The organism is Candidatus Frankia nodulisporulans (assembly GCF_902806475.1).
GTDB classification, from domain to species: Bacteria; Actinomycetota; Actinomycetes; order Frankiales; family Frankiaceae; genus Frankia; species Frankia umida.
The window spans coordinates 1-17,151 of sequence record NZ_CADCWS010000072.1; the positions used below are offsets into that span (position 1 = coordinate 1).

13 protein-coding genes are annotated in these 17,151 nt (G+C 71.2%); 10 read left to right on the forward strand and 3 right to left on the reverse strand.

Going from position 1 to position 17,151, the window contains the following annotated elements:
- Both G6R24_RS09395 and G6R24_RS09400 read right to left on the reverse strand, forming a co-directional pair.
- Window positions 1-482, reverse strand: a 482-nt coding sequence (locus tag G6R24_RS09395) for an HIT family protein (RefSeq protein WP_225438319.1), incomplete at its 3' end; no start/stop codon positions are given.
- A 325-nt stretch (window positions 483-807) separates the two neighbouring features.
- The gene (locus tag G6R24_RS09400; RefSeq protein ID WP_163548862.1) at window positions 808-1,314 is read right to left on the reverse strand and encodes a hypothetical protein; all 507 of its coding nucleotides are present in this window, start codon (window positions 1,312-1,314) and stop codon (window positions 808-810) included.
- Window positions 1,315-1,466: 152 nt separating this feature from the next.
- Here G6R24_RS09400 and G6R24_RS09405 point away from each other — a divergent pair, with 152 nt between their 5' ends.
- The 10 genes from G6R24_RS09405 to G6R24_RS09450 all read left to right on the forward strand — a co-directional run bounded on the left by G6R24_RS09405 (window position 1,467) and on the right by G6R24_RS09450 (window position 16,047).
- Entirely contained in the window at window positions 1,467-2,378 is a 912-nt protein-coding gene (locus tag G6R24_RS09405) for a phosphoribosylaminoimidazolesuccinocarboxamide synthase (RefSeq protein WP_163548864.1), read from the forward strand.
- Window positions 2,379-2,553: 175 nt separating this feature from the next.
- Window positions 2,554-5,247, forward strand: a complete 2,694-nt coding sequence (locus G6R24_RS09410) for an MMPL family transporter (RefSeq protein WP_420811357.1) — start codon at window positions 2,554-2,556, stop codon at window positions 5,245-5,247.
- A gap of 164 nt (window positions 5,248-5,411) precedes the next feature.
- Window positions 5,412-6,446, forward strand: coding sequence for a pantoate--beta-alanine ligase (panC, locus tag G6R24_RS09415; RefSeq protein ID WP_163548866.1), 1,035 nt, complete (start codon window positions 5,412-5,414; stop codon window positions 6,444-6,446).
- Between the two features lie 2 nt (window positions 6,447-6,448).
- Window positions 6,449-6,931, forward strand: a complete 483-nt coding sequence (gene panD, locus G6R24_RS09420) for an aspartate 1-decarboxylase (RefSeq protein ID WP_163548868.1) — start codon at window positions 6,449-6,451, stop codon at window positions 6,929-6,931.
- Window positions 6,928-8,700: an L-aspartate oxidase gene (locus G6R24_RS09425; protein WP_163548870.1), complete on the forward strand. Its 1,773-nt coding sequence runs from the start codon at window positions 6,928-6,930 to the stop codon at window positions 8,698-8,700. Before panD ends, G6R24_RS09425 begins: the two co-directional genes overlap by 4 nt.
- A complete protein-coding gene (nadC, locus tag G6R24_RS09430) occupies window positions 8,697-9,797 on the forward strand; it encodes a carboxylating nicotinate-nucleotide diphosphorylase (RefSeq protein WP_163548872.1) in 1,101 nt (366 codons plus the stop codon). The genes G6R24_RS09425 and nadC overlap by 4 nt, the downstream gene beginning before the upstream one ends.
- On the forward strand, window positions 9,797-10,549 hold the full coding sequence (locus G6R24_RS09435) for a type III pantothenate kinase (RefSeq protein WP_163548874.1): 753 nt from the start codon (window positions 9,797-9,799) through the stop codon (window positions 10,547-10,549). Before nadC ends, G6R24_RS09435 begins: the two co-directional genes overlap by 1 nt.
- A gap of 157 nt (window positions 10,550-10,706) precedes the next feature.
- Window positions 10,707-11,675 (forward strand): SGNH/GDSL hydrolase family protein, encoded by a 969-nt coding sequence (locus G6R24_RS09440; RefSeq protein WP_225438321.1) that lies wholly within the window; start codon window positions 10,707-10,709, stop codon window positions 11,673-11,675.
- 259 nt (window positions 11,676-11,934) lie between these two features.
- Window positions 11,935-12,963: a (2Fe-2S)-binding protein gene (locus G6R24_RS09445; RefSeq protein ID WP_225438322.1), complete on the forward strand. Its 1,029-nt coding sequence runs from the start codon at window positions 11,935-11,937 to the stop codon at window positions 12,961-12,963.
- A gap of 579 nt (window positions 12,964-13,542) precedes the next feature.
- Window positions 13,543-16,047, forward strand: coding sequence for an ATP-dependent Clp protease ATP-binding subunit (locus G6R24_RS09450; protein ID WP_163548878.1), 2,505 nt, complete (start codon window positions 13,543-13,545; stop codon window positions 16,045-16,047).
- Between the two features lie 152 nt (window positions 16,048-16,199).
- On the opposite strand, the gene G6R24_RS09455 is transcribed toward G6R24_RS09450, so the two are convergent.
- On the reverse strand, window positions 16,200-16,952 hold the full coding sequence (locus G6R24_RS09455; RefSeq protein ID WP_163548880.1) for a sulfite exporter TauE/SafE family protein: 753 nt from the start codon (window positions 16,950-16,952) through the stop codon (window positions 16,200-16,202).
- Between the last annotated feature and the right edge of the window lie 199 nt (window positions 16,953-17,151).

Below are 17,151 nucleotides of genomic sequence, written 5' to 3' on the forward strand. Positions count from 1 at the left end.
CGGCGACGCTCATCCTCGCCGTAGGCCTCCCGGGTGACCGCGCGAAGTCTGTCGGTGAGCTGGGCGCGCAGGGCATCATGCGCCGGGCCGGCGGCGTAGCGCGCATCGCGGCGTACCTCGCCGTACAGATACACGGGCCCCACCCGGAAACGCTCCTCCTCCCAGGTGTACCGGGCACGCACGTGGCCGTGCAGATGCGGCCAGAGGTTCCCGAGAACCTCGTAGTTGGTCCGCAGAAAACCCGGATCGTTCGCCGCGCAGACCCGACCGACGGCCTCTCCGAGCAACGAGAGATCCAACAGGAAAGCGGAACGATCCGCATACGGAAGATCAGCCAGATGGTCGACGTCGTCCGCATGCACCAGTACGCAGTACCCGGGAAGATGCTGGGTGTCTCCCAGAACCGCCCACCCGGTACGCAGCCGGAACAGGACGTTCGGGTCCTCGCCCCGGCGCAGCATCGCCAGCCACTCGGCGCTCAATGGTCCGCACGCCCTCCCCGTCCGATCCGAACCTCCCTCCGGATGATCGCACCGAAGCCGGCCACGATGTCAGACATGGAGACCCTGCCGGCTTGTTCAGACAGCACAGTGCCGCCCACCGACCATGACCACGCTCCGCGACGCGGCCATCGAGGGCTACCGGGCATGCAGGGTGCACACGGGTCGTTGTGGGGGCGGTTCGTGTCCGATATGCCCCCCACAACGACCCGCGTAGGCCGATCTTGCTCTGAGGCCGGTTGCGGGGCGTGGCGGGGCGGGACGGGGCGCGCACCAGCTGGCCTCGCGGCGAGCCGGCTTCCGATCCTCAGTGGATCGCGATCTCGAGGACGACGAGCACCACACCGAGCAGGGCGCTGCCACTGGTGTAGCGCACCAGCCGCCAGCCGGCCAGACCCGCGGCCTGGCCGGCCCGCAGGCCCCACAGGGTCAGCAGGACGACGCAGGTCCACAACGCGGCCTCCTGCGCGTCGTCCATCGACGCACCCAGCAGCCGGACCAGCGCCAGCACGGCGATCGGGAGGACCGAGGCCCGGGCCAGCGGCCAGTTCTCCACCATGGCCGACCGGGCCAGCCGCAGTCCCCGCCGCGGCGGCCCCGGCACCTCGTCGGGCCCAAGCGGCCGGGCGACCGCGTGCGCGTAGCCATGGGCCAGCCAGAACACGGCCACCGTGATCAGGACGTCGACGACGATCTGCCCGAGCGGGTCGACCTTCGGATCCTGCGCGGCGATCAGCCCCGCCGTCAGGACCGTCCCGTAGATCCCATGCTCAGGTCGTCCCGCACCGACCAGACAAGCGCGCCAGATGTCCACGCAGCCCTGCTCCCGTCAGCCTCCGCCACCCAACAGGGCCCACCATCGATCATGATCTGCCGATCACACGGGATGCCGCGGCCATCGGCCGGCGATTCACCGGACGCGGTGGAACCGAACCAGCAGCAGGTGGGGATGGGTACGGTCAGGACATGCCGCTGACACATGAGGAGTTCGCCGGGCTCACCCACCTGGGTTCGGGCAAGGTGCGGGAGCTGTTCGCCGTCGGGGACGACGCCGTGCTCCTGGTCGCCAGCGACCGGATCTCGGCGTTCGACGTGGTCCTGCCCACCGAGATCCCGGACAAGGGCGCCGTGCTGACCGGGCTGTCGCTGTGGTGGTTCGACCAGCTCGCCGATCTCGTCCCGTCCCACGTCATCAGTTCCAACGTGGATGAGTATCCGGCCGAGCTCGCGCCGTACACCGAGCAGCTGCGCGGCCGGTCGATGCTGTGCCGCCGCCTGGACATGGTGCTGATCGAGTGCGTGGCCCGCGGCTACCTCACCGGCAGCGGTCTGAAGGACTACAACCGCAGCGGCGCCGTCAGCGGCCACCCGCTGCCCGAAGGCCTGGTCGACGGCAGCAAGCTGCCCACGACGATCTACACCCCGTCCACGAAGGCACCGATCGGCCAGCACGACGAGAACATCAGCCGGGACGACGCCGCCGGCCGGGTCGGCGCGGAGCTCGCCGCGGAGCTCGAGCGACTCACCCTGCAGATCTTCGGCCGGGCCAGCGACCTGGCCGCCGAGCGCGGCATCCTGCTCGCCGACACCAAGTTCGAGTTCGGCCACGATGCCGAGGGCACCCTACGTCTGGCCGACGAGGTGCTCACCCCCGACTCGTCCCGGTTCTGGCCCGAGGACACCTGGGCTCCCGGCAGCTCGCAGCCGTCGTTCGACAAGCAGTTCATCCGGGACTACCTGGTCAGCACCGGTTGGGACAAGACCGAGCCCGGCCCGGAGCTGCCGGACGACGTCGTCGAGGCGACCCGCGCCCGCTACGTCGAGGCCTACGAGCGCCTCACCGGCATCTCCTTCAAGGACTACCTCTCCGGCGCCTGACCCGCACTCCCGCTGGACGGACGGCCCGGCTGGACGGACGGACGGGGGCCGGGGTGGGGACAACCCCACCCCGGCAGGGCGGAAGGCCACAGTCCGCGGTCGGCGGCGGGCCACAGTAGGCATTCGGTAGCTCGCCGCAGTGACCTTGAACGGTCGAGACGAGATCGTCGTTCCCATGCGAACGACACCTCGTACAGCAGGCGAAATCCCAGGTCAGGCACCCGGGCCGGGATGGGCGGACGGCCCGTCCCGGCAGCCGACGCACCTCGCCGCGCGGGCGGCGCGCTGGAGTGTGCGCCACCGGAGACTGGCCGTCGGTGGCTGGCTGGTGGGGGTCGTCCTCGCGATCCTCCTCGGCAGCCTGATCGGCACCCACACCCTCACCGACGCCGACGAGGGCCTCGGCGAGTCAGGCCGAGCCGAACAGACCCTGACCGCGCACGGCTGGGTCGACACCGACAGCGAGAACGTCCTCATCCAGCGGGCGACCCCCGCGGCGGACCCGTCGGCGCTGCTCGCCGACCCGCGGATCCACGCGGCGCTGACCGACACCGCCGCCCGCATCCAGGCCACCGGGGTGGCCACCGGACTACGCGCACCCGTGGCCGCGCCCGGCGTGCGCACCGATCCGGGCCTGGTCTCCCACGACCTGCGGTCGGTACTGGTGACCTTCGATCTGCGCGACGGCGCCGAGGTCGACCCGACGCTCGACGCGGTCGCCGCCGTCCACACCGCGCATCCGGGCGTGTCCGTCGAACAGTTCGGGGACGCCAGTTCCGACAAGGCGCTCAGCGCCACCGTCGGCAAGGACTTCAAGCGCGCCGAACTGCTCGCGATCCCGTTGACGCTCGGCATTCTGCTCGCCGTGTTCGGCGCGGTCGTCGCCGCGCTGATCCCGATGGCGCTGGCCCTGACCTCGTTCGTCGCCGCGATCGGCCTGGTCGCCTTCGCCAGCCGGGCGTTCCCGACCGATGAGACCGCCACCTCGGTGATGCTGCTGATCGGCCTCGCGGTCGGCGTCGACTACGCCCTGTTCTACATCCGCCGGGAACGGGAGGAACGCGCCGCCGGGAACAGCCCCGAACGTGCCCTGGAGATCGCCGCCGACACGTCCGGGCATGCCGTGCTCATCTCCGGTCTGACCGTCGCGGTGTCGATGGCCGGTCTGCTGCTCACCGGGATCTCGACGTTCAACGGCGTCGCCGTCGGCACGATCATCGTCGTGCTGGTGGCCGTGCTCGGCTCCCTGACCGTCCTGCCTGCCGTGCTCTCCCTGCTGGGCGACCGGGTCGAACTGCTGCGCCTGCCCTGGCGTCGCCGCCGCGCCGGCGGCCACTCGGCGGCAGGCGGCTCCGCGTCCGGTTCGGTTTCCGCCTCCGGCGGGACGGCCTCGCGGACAGCGGCCGCCTACCAGCGCGAACTGGCGAAGCCGGGAGTGCTGGGACGGCTGCTGCGCCGGCCGAAGGCGGTCGCCGCGATCACCGGCGGGCTGCTCGTCCTGCTCACCCTGCCGGCGCTCGGGATGCACACCGCCGAGCCCGGCGTCGACGACATCCCCCGCAAGCTGCCGATCATGGCGACGTACGAGCGGCTGTCAGCGGCCTTCCCCGGCGGCCAGGTCGCGGCGTCCGTCGTCGTCTCCAGCACGGACGGCTCCGCCCTGACTACCCCGGCGGCGCAACGCGCCCTTGACGACCTGCGCCGACGGGCGACCACCACCGGCCAGATGTTCGAACCGGTGCAGGTCACGTACACCCCCGACCAGCAGGTCGCGAAGGTCTCGATCCCGGTCGCGGGCAGCGGCACCGACGGTGTGTCGGTCCGGGCCCTGCACGAACTGCGCACCACGGTGATCCCGGCGACGATCGCGGCGGCCGCGGTGAACCTGCACGCGGACGTCACCGGCCCCACCGCCGGCTCCGTGGACTTCAACGACCGCCTGCACACCCGTACGCCGCTGATCATCGCCTTCGTGCTGGTGCTCGCGTTCGTGCTGCTGCTGGCCGCGTTCCGCAGCGCCCTGGTCGCCGCGGTCGCCGTCGGACTGAACCTGCTCTCCGTCGGCGCCGCGTACGGCCTGCTCGCCGCCGTCTTCCAGCATCACTGGGCCGACGGCCTGCTCGGCTACACCTCCACCGGGGCGATCACCATCTGGCTGCCCCTGATGCTGTTCGTGATCCTGTTCGGCCTGTCGATGGACTACCAGGTCTTCGTGCTCAGCCGGGTGCGGGAGGCCCGCCAGGCCGGCCTGCCCATGCGGGACGCGGTGACCGTCGGTGTGCGCCGCAGCGCCGGGGTCGTGACCAGCGCCGCCGTCATCATGGTCGCCGTCTTCTCGATCTTCGCGACGCTCTCCCAGGTCAGCATGAAGCAGCTCGGCGTCGGCCTCGGCGCCGCCATCCTGCTGGACGCCACCCTCATCCGCGTGATCCTCATGCCCGCCGTGCTCACCCTGCTGGAGAACCGCGTGTGGCAGGACCTCGCCAACCCGCACGACCACGACCCGTCCGGCCACGCCCCGTCCCACCCTGACCAGTCCCACCCCGACCTGGGCGACCCTGACCTGGGTGCCTTCGGCCCGCGCGGTTCCAGGCTCCCGACCCCCGGCCTGGACGTTCCCGTCCTGCCCGCCACGGCCCTGCGCCCGGCCCACCCCGGCCCAGCACCGTGCCACGCCCCGGTGGTGGGCTCCCCCCGCCTGATCCGGAAGCCACCCGCGACCACCCGACTGTTCCTGCCACATCCAGCCATCTCGCCGCACCGCATCGCACCGGCCGCCGGCCGGACCGGCCTCGCTGTCGGTCCGGCCGGCGGTCGTCGTGTCAGGCGTCCGAGCGGGGACGACAAGAACACCAAAAAAGCCGAATAAGACAAAAGGAAAATACTGGAAACAGTTCTCGAGATCGCCATAGGACGACACAGGGCGATGCAGCTCGGCGCAGTGCGGGTCACAGTGGGTCGCGGGAACCATTGCAGGCGAGTTACAGTGTCGCTCGACGTCCGGTACCCACCCGAGGACTGGAACGAGAAGTCATGATCATCGATCTTTCCTCCGCGCCCGAACGGGACTGTGACCAGCGGCTTCGTCCGCCGGTAGTCGCCCGGGACCGGGCCTCGCTACACGCCGCGCTCGCCGCGCTCGCCGCGCTCCCGCCTACCGCCGCCGGCCCGGCCCAGGGGGCTCCCCCGTCCACCAGGGCGGTCGTGATGACCATGGGGGCGCTGCACGAGGGGCACGCCAGCCTGTTGCGGGCGGCGCGGGCACAGGCCGACCAGGTGGTCGCGACCATCTACGTCAATCCCCTGCAGTTCGGCGCCGGTGAGGATCTGGATCGATATCCGAGGACCCTCGAGGCCGATCTGGCGATCTGCGCCCGGGAGGGGGTGGACGTCGTCTTCGCGCCGACCGTGGTGCACGAGACGCCACCCCTGGTCCAGCTGAGCGCCGGTCCGCTGGGCGAGGTGCTGGAGGGGGCGTCCCGACCGGGTCATTTCGACGGGATGCTGACCCTGGTGGCGACCATGCTGCATCTGGTCCGGGCGGACCTGGCGTTCTTCGGACGCAAGGACGCCCAGCAGCTGGTGTGCATCCGGCGGATGGTCGCCGATCTGGCCTTCGGTGTGAAGGTGATCGGAGTGGAGACCGTCCGCGAGGCCGACGGGCTCGCCCGTTCGAGCCGCAACGTCTACCTTTCGCCGAGTCAGCGTCAGGACGCGCTGGCACTGTCCGGCGCGCTGCGGGCCGGACAGGCCGCGGCCGCCGCCGGCGGCGCGGCGCCGCAGGTGCTCGCGGCCGCCCGCGACGTGCTCGACGCGGCGACGGGAGTCCAGGTCGACTACCTGACGCTCGCCAGCCCGGATGATCTCGGGCCGGTGCGGGCCGGGCCGGCGCTGCTGCTCGTCGCGGCCCGTGTGGGCAGCACCCGTCTGATCGACAATGTCCCGCTCGAGCTGTCGGCCGACGTCACGGTGCCCGCCCAGGGCGCCGAACGCCCCGAACCCGCGCGCACCGCCGAACCGACTCGCACCGCCGAACCCGTTCTCCCCGCCGACCGTCAGGGGGCCTGACCGTGTTGCGCACCATGCTGACCGCCAAGATCCATCGAGCTACGGTGACCCAGGCCGACCTGAACTACGTGGGCTCGGTCACGATCGACTCCGACCTGCTCGAGGCGGCGGACCTGTTGCCCGGCGAGCAGGTGACGATCGTGGACATCAACAACGGTGCCCGGTTGGAGACCTACGCCATCCCGGGGCCGGCCGGTAGCGGGGTGATCGGCATCAACGGGGCCGCGGCCCGGCTGGTGCACCCGGGTGACCTGGTCATCATCATCGCCTACGGGATGATGGAGGACGCCGAGGCACGCCGGTACGTCCCGCGGGTGCTGTTCGTCGACGCCGAGAACCGCATCATCGGTCAGGGTGGCGACCCCGCCGAGGCGCTGCCGCATGACCCGGCCAGCCTGCGCGGCGACCTCACGGTGCCGGCGAACGCGGCCGGCGCCGGCGCCGGTGCCGTCCCGGTCAGCCGATCGGTCCTGGCCACCCGGTGATAGTGCTGCCCTGCCGGCTCGGCGCACCCCGCCCGGGGTGGAGCCGCGCCGCTGACATCGTCGTCATCGGGTCGGGGATCGCGGGCCTGACCACCGTGCTGCACGCGCGCCGCGAGCTGCCCGCCGCCCGTGTCCTGCTGGTCACGAAGGCCCAGCTGGACGCCGGTTCCACCCGTTGGGCCCAGGGCGGGATCGCCGCGGCGCTGGCCGCCGAGGACTCACCCGCCGACCATCTCACCGACACGCTCGTCGCCGGGGTGGGGCTGTGCGACGTCGCGGCCGCCCGGGTGCTCGTGGACGAGGGGCCGGCGCGGGTCCGGGAACTCGCCGAACTCGGTGCCCGGTTCGACCGGGCCGCCGACGGCTCGTTCGCACTGACCCGCGAGGGTGGCCATCTGCGTAACCGGATCGTCCACGCCGGCGGTGACGCCACCGGTCTCGAGGTGGAACGGGCGCTGATCGCCGCGGTGCGGGCCGACCCGGCGATCGAGGTGATCGAGAACGCCCTCGTCCTCGATCTGCTGCTGGACGCGGACGGCCGGGCCGCCGGGGCGACCCTGCACGTGCTCGGCGCGGGCAGCCAGGACGGCGTCGGGGCGGTCACCGCCCCGCACGTGGTGCTCGCGACCGGCGGGATGGGCCAGATCTTCGCGTCGACGACGAACCCGCGGGTGTCCACCGGCGACGGGGTGGCGTTGGCGTTGCGGGCCGGCGCGGTGGTCGCCGACCTGGAGTTCGTCCAGTTCCATCCGACGGCGCTGTGGGTGCCACCCGGCCACGGCGCGGCCGAGAACGCCCGGGCCGCCGCGTCAGCCGACGGGCAGCAGCCGCTGGTCAGCGAGGCGATGCGGGGCGAGGGCGCGGTGCTGGTCGACGCCGCCGGGGGACGGGTGATGGCCGGCGCGCATCCGCTGGCCGACCTCGCACCACGCGACGTCGTGGCCAAGCAGATGTCACGGGTGATGGCCGCCCAGGGGGTCGACCATCTCTACCTGGACGCCCGTGGCCTCGGCGCGCGGATGATCGAGGGGCGGTTCCCGTCGATCACCGCCCGGTGCCGGTCGTTCGGCGTCGACCCGGTGAGCATGCCGATCCCGGTCGCGCCGGCCGCCCACTACGCCTCCGGTGGGGTCCGCACCGACCTGTGGGGACGCACCACCGTCCCGGGGCTGTACGCGTGCGGTGAGGTGGCCTGCACCGGTGTGCACGGTGCGAACCGGCTGGCGTCCAACAGCCTGCTCGAGGGGCTGGTGTTCGCCGCGCGGATCGCCAGCCACATCGCCGGGCAGTCCGGCGACGGCACCGGTGGCGGTGCTGGCGGTGGGGCGCGTCGGCAGCGCGACGTCGTCCCGGCCGCACCCGTGGTGGGGCGGGGCAGCGGACTGACCGACCCGACCGAACGGGCCGACCTGGCCCGGACGATGACCGACGGCGCCGGCGTGCTGCGCAGCGCCGAGAGTCTGCGCGCGAGCGCCAAGGTCCTCGCCGGCCTCGGTGATCTGCGGGTCAGCGGCGCCACGGTGACCGCGGGCCCGCCGGCCTGGGAGATGACGAACCTGCGCACCGTCGCGACGGCGCTGGTCGCCGCCGCCGCCGCCCGTACCGAGACCCGCGGCTCACACTGGCGGGAGGACTTCGGCGAACGCGACGACGCGCACTGGCTCGGCCGGGTCCTCACCCGGCTCGGTCCCGAAGGGGAGCTCGTCGTGGAGATCGAAGCCATCGCACCCGCCCAGCCGACCGCCGAACCCGCCTGGACCGGGTCATGACCGCCCCGCACGCCCCCGGCCCGGCGACCCTGCGCTCCCCCACCGGCCAGAGCCCCCAGCCCGACCAGGGCTCCCAGGGCTCCCAGCCCGGCCACGGCTTCCAGCCCGGGCCGCCCGTGCACGCCGGACGGCTGTCGCCGGGTACGCGCAGTCAGCTGGCCGCGGCCGGTCTGGACGCCGACCAGGTGGTCGCCGTCATCGGTCTCGCCCTGGCCGAGGACCTGCCCGGCTGGACCGCCGACCCCACCGCGGACCCCGGCGCCGCCACCATGGGACCGACCGGGGCCAGCGGTGGCGCCACCGAACCACCCGGCGCCCTCGACGCCACCTCGGCCGCGACCGTCGATGCCGCGCTGGTCGGGCACGGTGCCCTGGTCAGCCGGGCGGCGGGGACGGTGGCGGGGCTGCCGGTCGTCGCCGCCGTGTTCGAGACCGTGCTCGGCCGCGCGGTGACTGTCACTCTCACCGCCGCCGACGGGGACCGCATCATCCCCGGCCAGGCCGTGGCCCAGGTCAACGGCCCGGTGCGGGGGCTGCTCACCGCCGAACGGACCGCGCTGAACCTGCTGTGCCACCTCAGCGGCGTCGCCACCCTCACCCGGACCTGGGTGGACGCGGTCGCCGGCACCGGCGCGGCCATCCGCGACACCCGCAAGACGCTGCCGGGGCTGCGCGCCCTGGAGAAGTACGCGGTGCGGTGCGGCGGCGGTGTCAACCACCGGATGTCGCTGTCCGACGCGGCGCTGATCAAGGACAACCATGTCGTCGCGGCCGGTGGGGTCACGGCGGCGTTCGCCGCGGTCCGGGCCCGGTTCCCGCGGCTTTCGGTCGAGGTCGAGTGCGACACCGTCGAGCAGGTCGCCGAGGCCGTGGCGGCCGGGGCCGATCTCATCCTGTGCGACAACATGGGTCCGCGGGAGCTGCGCGCGTCGGTGGCGATCGCCCGGCCGGCGGGTGTGCGCCTCGAGGCCAGCGGGGGCCTGAGCCTCGCGGTGGCGGCCGAGGTCGCGGCGACCGGAGTGGACTATCTTGCGGTCGGTGCGCTGACCCACTCGGCGCCGGCCCTGGACCTCGGCCTCGACCTACGGGAGGGCTGATGCTGCTCGCCATCGACGTCGGCAACACCAACACGGTCGTCGGGGTGTTCGCGGGTGACACCCTCGTCGACTCGTGGCGGGTGCGCACCGATCCGCACTCCACCTCGGACGAACTCGTGCTGCTCTACCGGGGTCTGCTGGGCGACTACGAGATCTCCGGCGTGTCGATCTGCTCGACGGTGCCGGCGGCGCTGCGCGAGCTGCGCCGGATGGTCGTGCGGGCCTACCGCGATCTGCCGGTGGTCATCGTCGAACCCGGCACCCGCACCGGCGTGCCCATCCTGATCGACAACCCGAAGGAAGCCGGCGCCGACCGGATCATGAACACGCTCGCCGCCTATCACCTGTACGGCGGTCCGGCGATCGTGGTCGACTTCGGTACGTCGACGAACCTGGATGTGGTCTCGGAGCGTGGGGAGTTCGTCGGCGGGGCCCTCGCCCCCGGCATCGAGATCGCCCTGGACGCGCTGGCCAACCGGGCCGCCCAGCTGCGCAAGGTCGAGCTCGTCCCGCCCCGCTCGGTCATCGGACGGGGCACCGTCGAGGCCCTGCAGTCCGGGATGATCTACGGTGTCGCCGGGCAGGTGGACGGGCTGGTCCGGCGCATCCGCGCGGAGCTGGGCACCCACGCGACCGCCATCGCCACCGGTGGACTCGCCTCACTGGTACTGAAGGAAAGCGAAACACTCGACCAGCACGAACCACATCTGACCCTCATCGGTCTGCGACTGGTGTTCGAGAAGAACCGCTGAATTCGGCCATCGGCCGCTATTGGGGAGCACTGCCGGCAGCACCCGAAGGTGCCTTCCGTGCTTGGCCGTTCGGCCGGGTGGGTACGTGCCACCCGGCCCCCGGCCGCTGTTTTTGGCCGCCCGGCGTCGGACAGCTGACATCGGGTCAGATCCGCAGGTGCACGGCCCGGCGGAGCAGTTACCATTCGAGACTATGCGGGACCGAGAAGTGGCGACCTGCTCCGGGCGCCGGCTCGGTCGCCGGACATTTGTCGAGAGATACCCCAACCGGCCCGTTCGGCTCATCCTGGCGCTGGTGATTTTCGCCATCACGGCTACGGTCTCCGCCGGTTGGGGCGAACCGGCCTCCGCCGCCGCACCCACCGAGCCCCGTACCCTCGCGGCGCTGGGCGACTCGTATTCCTCCGGTGAGGGAACCCCACCGTTCGACACCGTCGATCCGCGCTGTCGGCACAGCGCGCAGGCCTGGCCACGGCTGCTGACCACGCTCGACCCCTCGATCTCGATCGACGTGTTCGCCGCCTGCGCCGGCGCCACCACCGAGGCACTGACCTCACCATTCCGGGGCGAACTACCCCAGATAACCCAGTTGCGGGAGGCCAGTCCCGCACCGGACGTCGTCACCATCACGATCGGCGGCAACGACGCCGGCTTCAGCCGGGTCATCGTGAGCTGCTACACGTGGAAGTGCTTCTGGACCGGAAACGACAAATACGAGCGCGATTACGTCAGCAAGGAGCTGCCCGACCTCCTGGTGGCCAGTTACAAGGCCATGAAGGTCGCCGCCCCGGACTCCCGGATACTCGTCGTCGGCTATCCGAGCATTATTCCGTCCAGCCAGAGCAAGAACACCTGCCGCTGGCTCAGCAACTCCGAACGCGGCCAGCTGACCAGGCTCAACAGCCTGCTGAACCAGGTGATCCGGCAATCGGCCGCCAAGGCCGGCGTCGAGTACGTTTCGACCGATCGTGCCCTGCGCGGGCACGAGTTGTGCACAAAGGACTCGTGGGTCGCCCCGATCAGCGTGTTCGCCCCGGCCCGTGACCTCAGCGCCCATCCGAATGCCGACGGCCAGCTCGCGATCGCGAAGACCGTAAGTCGGTATCTGGACGCCCACGACCGCTGATCGGGCCTGTCGGGATGCATCACGCGTTCCGAGCAGGGAGAATCACGTACTGTCCACAGCGACCGGTCCTCGCCGATGACGATGATGTTCGTCACATCCCCACCGGACGGGACGGCCACCAGCGACCCCCGGGGGCCGTCACAGGGGCCGCCACGTGCGGCGCGACATCCCCGAAAGTCCGGGCGCCACGTGGCACCTCCGGCGCGCATCGTTTGACAGGGCCGTGAAGTTAGGCTTACCTAACCCCATGCTCCTTCCCATGTCGCCGTCGACACCCGCACGGGAGCCGATCACCGGGGTCGCGACCGCGACCACACCCCGGGACGGCCGCACGGGTGGCGCCCCGGTCTGGTCCGTACCCTCCGCGATCGTCGAGTCCCTCGCTCCCCGCGGGCTCCACTTCGGCGTACCGGCCGGGGCGCCCTGGGTGAACTGTGCGGAGCTGACCACCCAGGCCGGGGTGGCCGAGTCCCTGGCCCGCGTCACGGCGGCCAACCCGGGCGCGAGCGCCGAGGTCGCGGCCAGCTATCTGGCCAACTGGTACTCGGCCGCGGTCGTCGGCCCGGCCATCGCGTCCTACGTCCTGTTGCGCCGGGTGCCGGACCTCACCCCCGCGCAGGTGGCCCTGAGCGTTCCGGACAGCGGCTGGTTCGACCGCACAGCGCTGTACCGCCCGGTCGCCACGGCACTGGCCAACGACCCCCTGGCCGCCGGCCTCGCTCCGGCGAGGCCCGGGCTGGCACCGGCGCCCGGGCTGGGGGCGATACCCGGCCTCGGGGCCCCACCGACACTCGCGGGCGCCACGGGCCAGCTCGGCGCCGCCGGCGCGCCCACGGCGCCCCCCGGCGGTGGGATTCGCGTGGTCGAGACCGCGACCGAACTGCGCGCGGTCCTGGTCGAGGAGATCCTGGCGCACCTCGACCCGTTCCTGCGGCACCTGCGGTCGATGGTGCGCCTGGGCCGGCCGGCGCTGTGGGGGGCGGCCGCGGCGCAGTGCGCGCGGGCCTTCCTGCTCACCGAGCGGGCGACCGGCGATCCCATGACGGGGCGGGACGAGGCAGACGCGTTCTTCGCGCTGGCGGCGCCGACGATGCTCGCCCGGCCGCGGTGGCAGGAGTTCGTCCACCGCGGCCGGACCTACATCGGTATGCGCCGCGGCTCCTGCTGCCTGGCTCACCGGCTGGACGCGGAGTACTGCACCACCTGCCCGTTCACCGGCGATGCCGATCGAGAGCAGCGGATGCGCACCTGGATTGACACTCAGGGTGAGGGCGGGCTCGCCGTATGAGACAACATCAAGGTAACGATCGGCATCGACGCACGTAAAGTAGTACGGCAACGGCATGTCCCTCCGCCCGTGCGCGGGGAACCGCCGTACGGATCCGGCCTCCAGGCGGTTCCGGGGCTCCAGACGGATCTGGCGGCTGCGCGGGTCACGGTGCGACCACCGCGCGACCATCACCAGACGGGCACGTAGCGAAGTTTAATAATTACAAAATGCAATCTTTATGATATGCGCCACATCAGAGTGCAGCCGGATTTGCACTACCGTCAGTGACGACAGGCCGGATTTCGCGCCGGGCGGAAAGAGCGCCCGGCAGGCCCTGAAGCCGGGGTCGCACCGGCGCCGTCCGGCACCTGTCGTTCTGCTCTTGGCGGAACGGCGTGACGGAATCATGGCTGGTCGGCCACGGTTGCCCTAAGCGTCTCCGCTGGTCGTGCCGGCCTTCGTGCCGGTCGTCCGGGCTCAACGAAGAGGTCGGAGTCGGCGGGTAGGTTTCTGTTCGATGCGTGAGGACATGCCTCGGCGGAGCTAGCATGCGGATACCGGCTGTCGTGTGGTCGGTCGCAGCTCGAAGGAGCGCACATGTTCGAGAGATTCACCGACCGGGCACGTCGGGTCGTCGTCCTGGCCCAAGAAGAGGCCAGGATGCTCAACCACAACTACATCGGGACCGAGCACATCCTGCTCGGACTGATCCACGAGGGTGAGGGCGTAGCTGCCAAGGCCCTCGAGTCCCTCGGCATCTCCCTTGAGGGTGTGCGGTCCCAGGTCGAAGAGATCATCGGCCAGGGCCAGCAGGCGCCGAGCGGGCACATCCCGTTCACGCCACGCGCGAAGAAGGTCCTGGAGCTGTCGCTTCGGGAGGCCCTGCAGCTCGGCCACAACTACATCGGCACCGAACACATCCTGCTCGGGCTCATCCGCGAGGGTGAGGGTGTCGCGGCCCAGGTGCTCGTCAAGCTGGGCGCGGACCTCAACCGGGTGCGCCAGCAGGTCATCCAGCTCCTGTCCGGCTACCAGGGCAAGGGCGAGACGGCGACCTCCGGCGCTCCCGCCGAGGGCACCCCGTCCACGTCTCTGGTGCTCGACCAGTTCGGCCGCAACCTCACCGCGGCGGCGCGCGAGTCCAAGCTCGACCCGGTCATCGGGCGCGAGAAGGAGATCGAGCGCGTCATGCAGGTGCTGTCGCGCCGCACCAAGAACAACCCGGTGCTGATCGGCGAGCCCGGCGTCGGCAAGACCGCCGTCGTCGAGGGCCTGGCACAGGCGATCGTCAAGGGCGAGGTGCCCGAGACCCTCAAGGACAAGCAGCTCTACACCCTCGATCTCGGCGCGCTCGTCGCCGGGTCCCGCTACCGCGGTGACTTCGAGGAGCGGCTGAAGAAGGTCCTCAAGGAGATCCGCACCCGCGGCGACATCATCCTGTTCATCGACGAGCTGCACACGCTCGTCGGCGCGGGTGCCGCCGAGGGCGCGATCGACGCCGCCTCCATCCTCAAGCCGATGCTCGCCCGCGGTGAGCTGCAGACCATCGGCGCGACCACGCTCGACGAGTACCGCAAGCACCTGGAGAAGGACGCGGCGCTCGAGCGCCGTTTCCAGCCGATCCAGGTCGCGGAGCCGTCGGTGGCGCACACCATCGAGATCCTCAAGGGCCTGCGCGACCGGTACGAGGCTCACCACCGGGTGTCGATCACCGACACCGCGCTGGTCGCCGCCGCGTCGCTGGCCGACCGCTACATCTCCGACCGCTTCCTGCCGGACAAGGCGATCGACCTGATCGACGAGGCCGGCTCCCGGATGCGTATCCGCCGGATGACCGCCCCGCCGGACCTGCGCGAGTTCGACGAGCGCATCGCGAACGTCCGCCGGGACAAGGAGTCGGCGATCGACGCGCAGGACTTCGAGAAGGCCGCCTCGCTGCGCGACAAGGAGAAGACCCTCCTGTCGGAGAAGGCCAAGCGGGAGAAGGAGTGGAAGGCCGGCGACATGGACGTCGTCGCCGAGGTGGGCGACGAGGAGATCGCCGAGGTCCTGGCCATCTGGACGGGCATCCCGGTCTTCAAGCTCACCGAGGAGGAGACCGCGCGTCTGCTGCGCATGGAGGACGAGCTGCACCGGCGCGTCATCGGCCAGCAGCAGGCCATCAAGGCCGTCTCCCAGGCCATCCGGCGTACCCGTGCCGGTCTGAAGGACCCCAAGCGTCCCGGTGGCTCGTTCATCTTCGCCGGCCCGTCCGGTGTCGGTAAGACCGAGCTGTCCAAGACGCTCGCCGAGTTCCTCTTTGGCGACGAGGACTCCCTCATCCAGCTCGACATGTCCGAGTACATGGAGAAGCACACCGTCTCGCGGCTGGTGGGCTCCCCGCCCGGATATGTCGGCTACGAGGAGGGTGGCCAGCTCACCGAGCGGGTCCGGCGCAAGCCGTTCTCGGTCGTCCTGTTCGACGAGGTCGAGAAGGCCCACCCCGACGTCTTCAACACGCTCCTGCAGATCCTGGAGGACGGTCGCCTGACCGACTCCCAGGGCCGGCTGGTCGACTTCAAGAACACCGTCCTGATCATGACGTCGAACCTGGGCACCCGTGACATCTCCAAGGGCCCGGGCATCGGCTTCGCCACCGGTCAGGGCGCGGTCGACTACGAGCGGATGAAGGCCAAGGTCCAGGACGAGCTCAAGCAGCACTTCCGGCCCGAGTTCCTGAACCGGATCGACGACATCATCGTCTTCCACCAGCTGTCCGAGGTCGAGATCATCCAGATCGTCGATCTCATGCTGGCCCGGGTCGACACCCAGCTCAAGAACAAGGACATGGCCCTCGAGCTCACGTCCGCGGCCAAGGCGCTGCTGGCGAAGAAGGGCTACGACCCGGTGCTCGGCGCCCGGCCGCTGCGCCGGACGATCCAGCGGGAGATCGAGGACGTCCTGTCCGAGAAGATCCTGTACGGCACGCTGAAGCCGGGCGAGATCGTCGTCGGCGACGTCGAAGGCGAGGGAGAGGACGCGAAGTTCATCTTCCGCGGCGAGACGAAGCCGGTCGAGGTGCCCGACGCCCCGCCGGTCGACCTCGCCAAGTCCAGCGAGTAGGCAGCAGTCACGAGCCGCGCCGGCAGGCATGCCCTGCCGGTAGGCACACCCTGCCGGCAGGCGCGAGCGCGGTGGCCTGAGCCCCGGAACCTCCCAGAGGTCTCCGGGGCTCAGCCATATCCGCGGGCGGGTGCGGGCCGGTGCGGGTGGGCTCAGCGGTAGGCGTCCAGGGCGAGGCTCGTCGCGAGGCCGAGGGCGGCAAGCCCGACCAGTGCTCGCAGCAGGCCGGGTGGCAGCCGTCGCACAAGTGACGGCCCAACGGCGCCGCCGACCAGCAGTCCGGCCGCCAGCGGCAGCACCGACAGCCACCGGACGGGCCCGAAGACCGCGAACGTCGCCGCGGCGACCACGTTCGCGAACCCCGACACGACGTTCTTCAACGCGTTCACCCGCACCAGCGGCTCCGGTATCGCCACCGCGAGCGCGGCCAGCAGCGCGATCCCTCCACCGGCACCGAAGTAGCCCAGGTAGACGCCGGTGAGCAGGACCAGCCCGAAGACCACCGGCCCGCCCTCGGCCGCATCGGCGCGCCGCCGCGCCAGAATCGACGGTTGCAGCCACAGCACCACCGCCGAGCCGGCGATCAGCACCGGTACCACCCGTTCGAAGGCGGACGCGGGCGGCGCGAGCAGCAGCGCCGCACCCACCGCCCCACCGAGGAACATCGCCACGCCGTACCGGCGAAGCCGAGCGCCCTGGCCGACCAGTTCCGGTCGCGAGCCGACACCCGCCCCGACCGCGACGAACAGCAACGCGGACGTATTGGTGACATTGGCGGCCAGCGGCGACAGCCCGGTCGCCAGCAACGCCGGATACGACACCAGCGAGGCCAACCCGGCCACGGTGCTGGTGATGCCAGCCAGCACACCCGCGCCGATCAGCAACAGCACATCCCCGGCGGACATCGCCCCCCTCGAAAAGATCACACGGCCGAACCGGGACTGTCCGCCCAACACAGCCCACGCACCGTGCAGGCCGGACGTAATCTCACAGGACGGACGTAACGTCAGGTACGCACGGCCAGGCGGAGCCTGTCAATCCCGGTGAGACATCAGGCTGCTTGGTTCGTGGGTAGCGCCTCCTCGGTCTCGATGATCGCTGGGG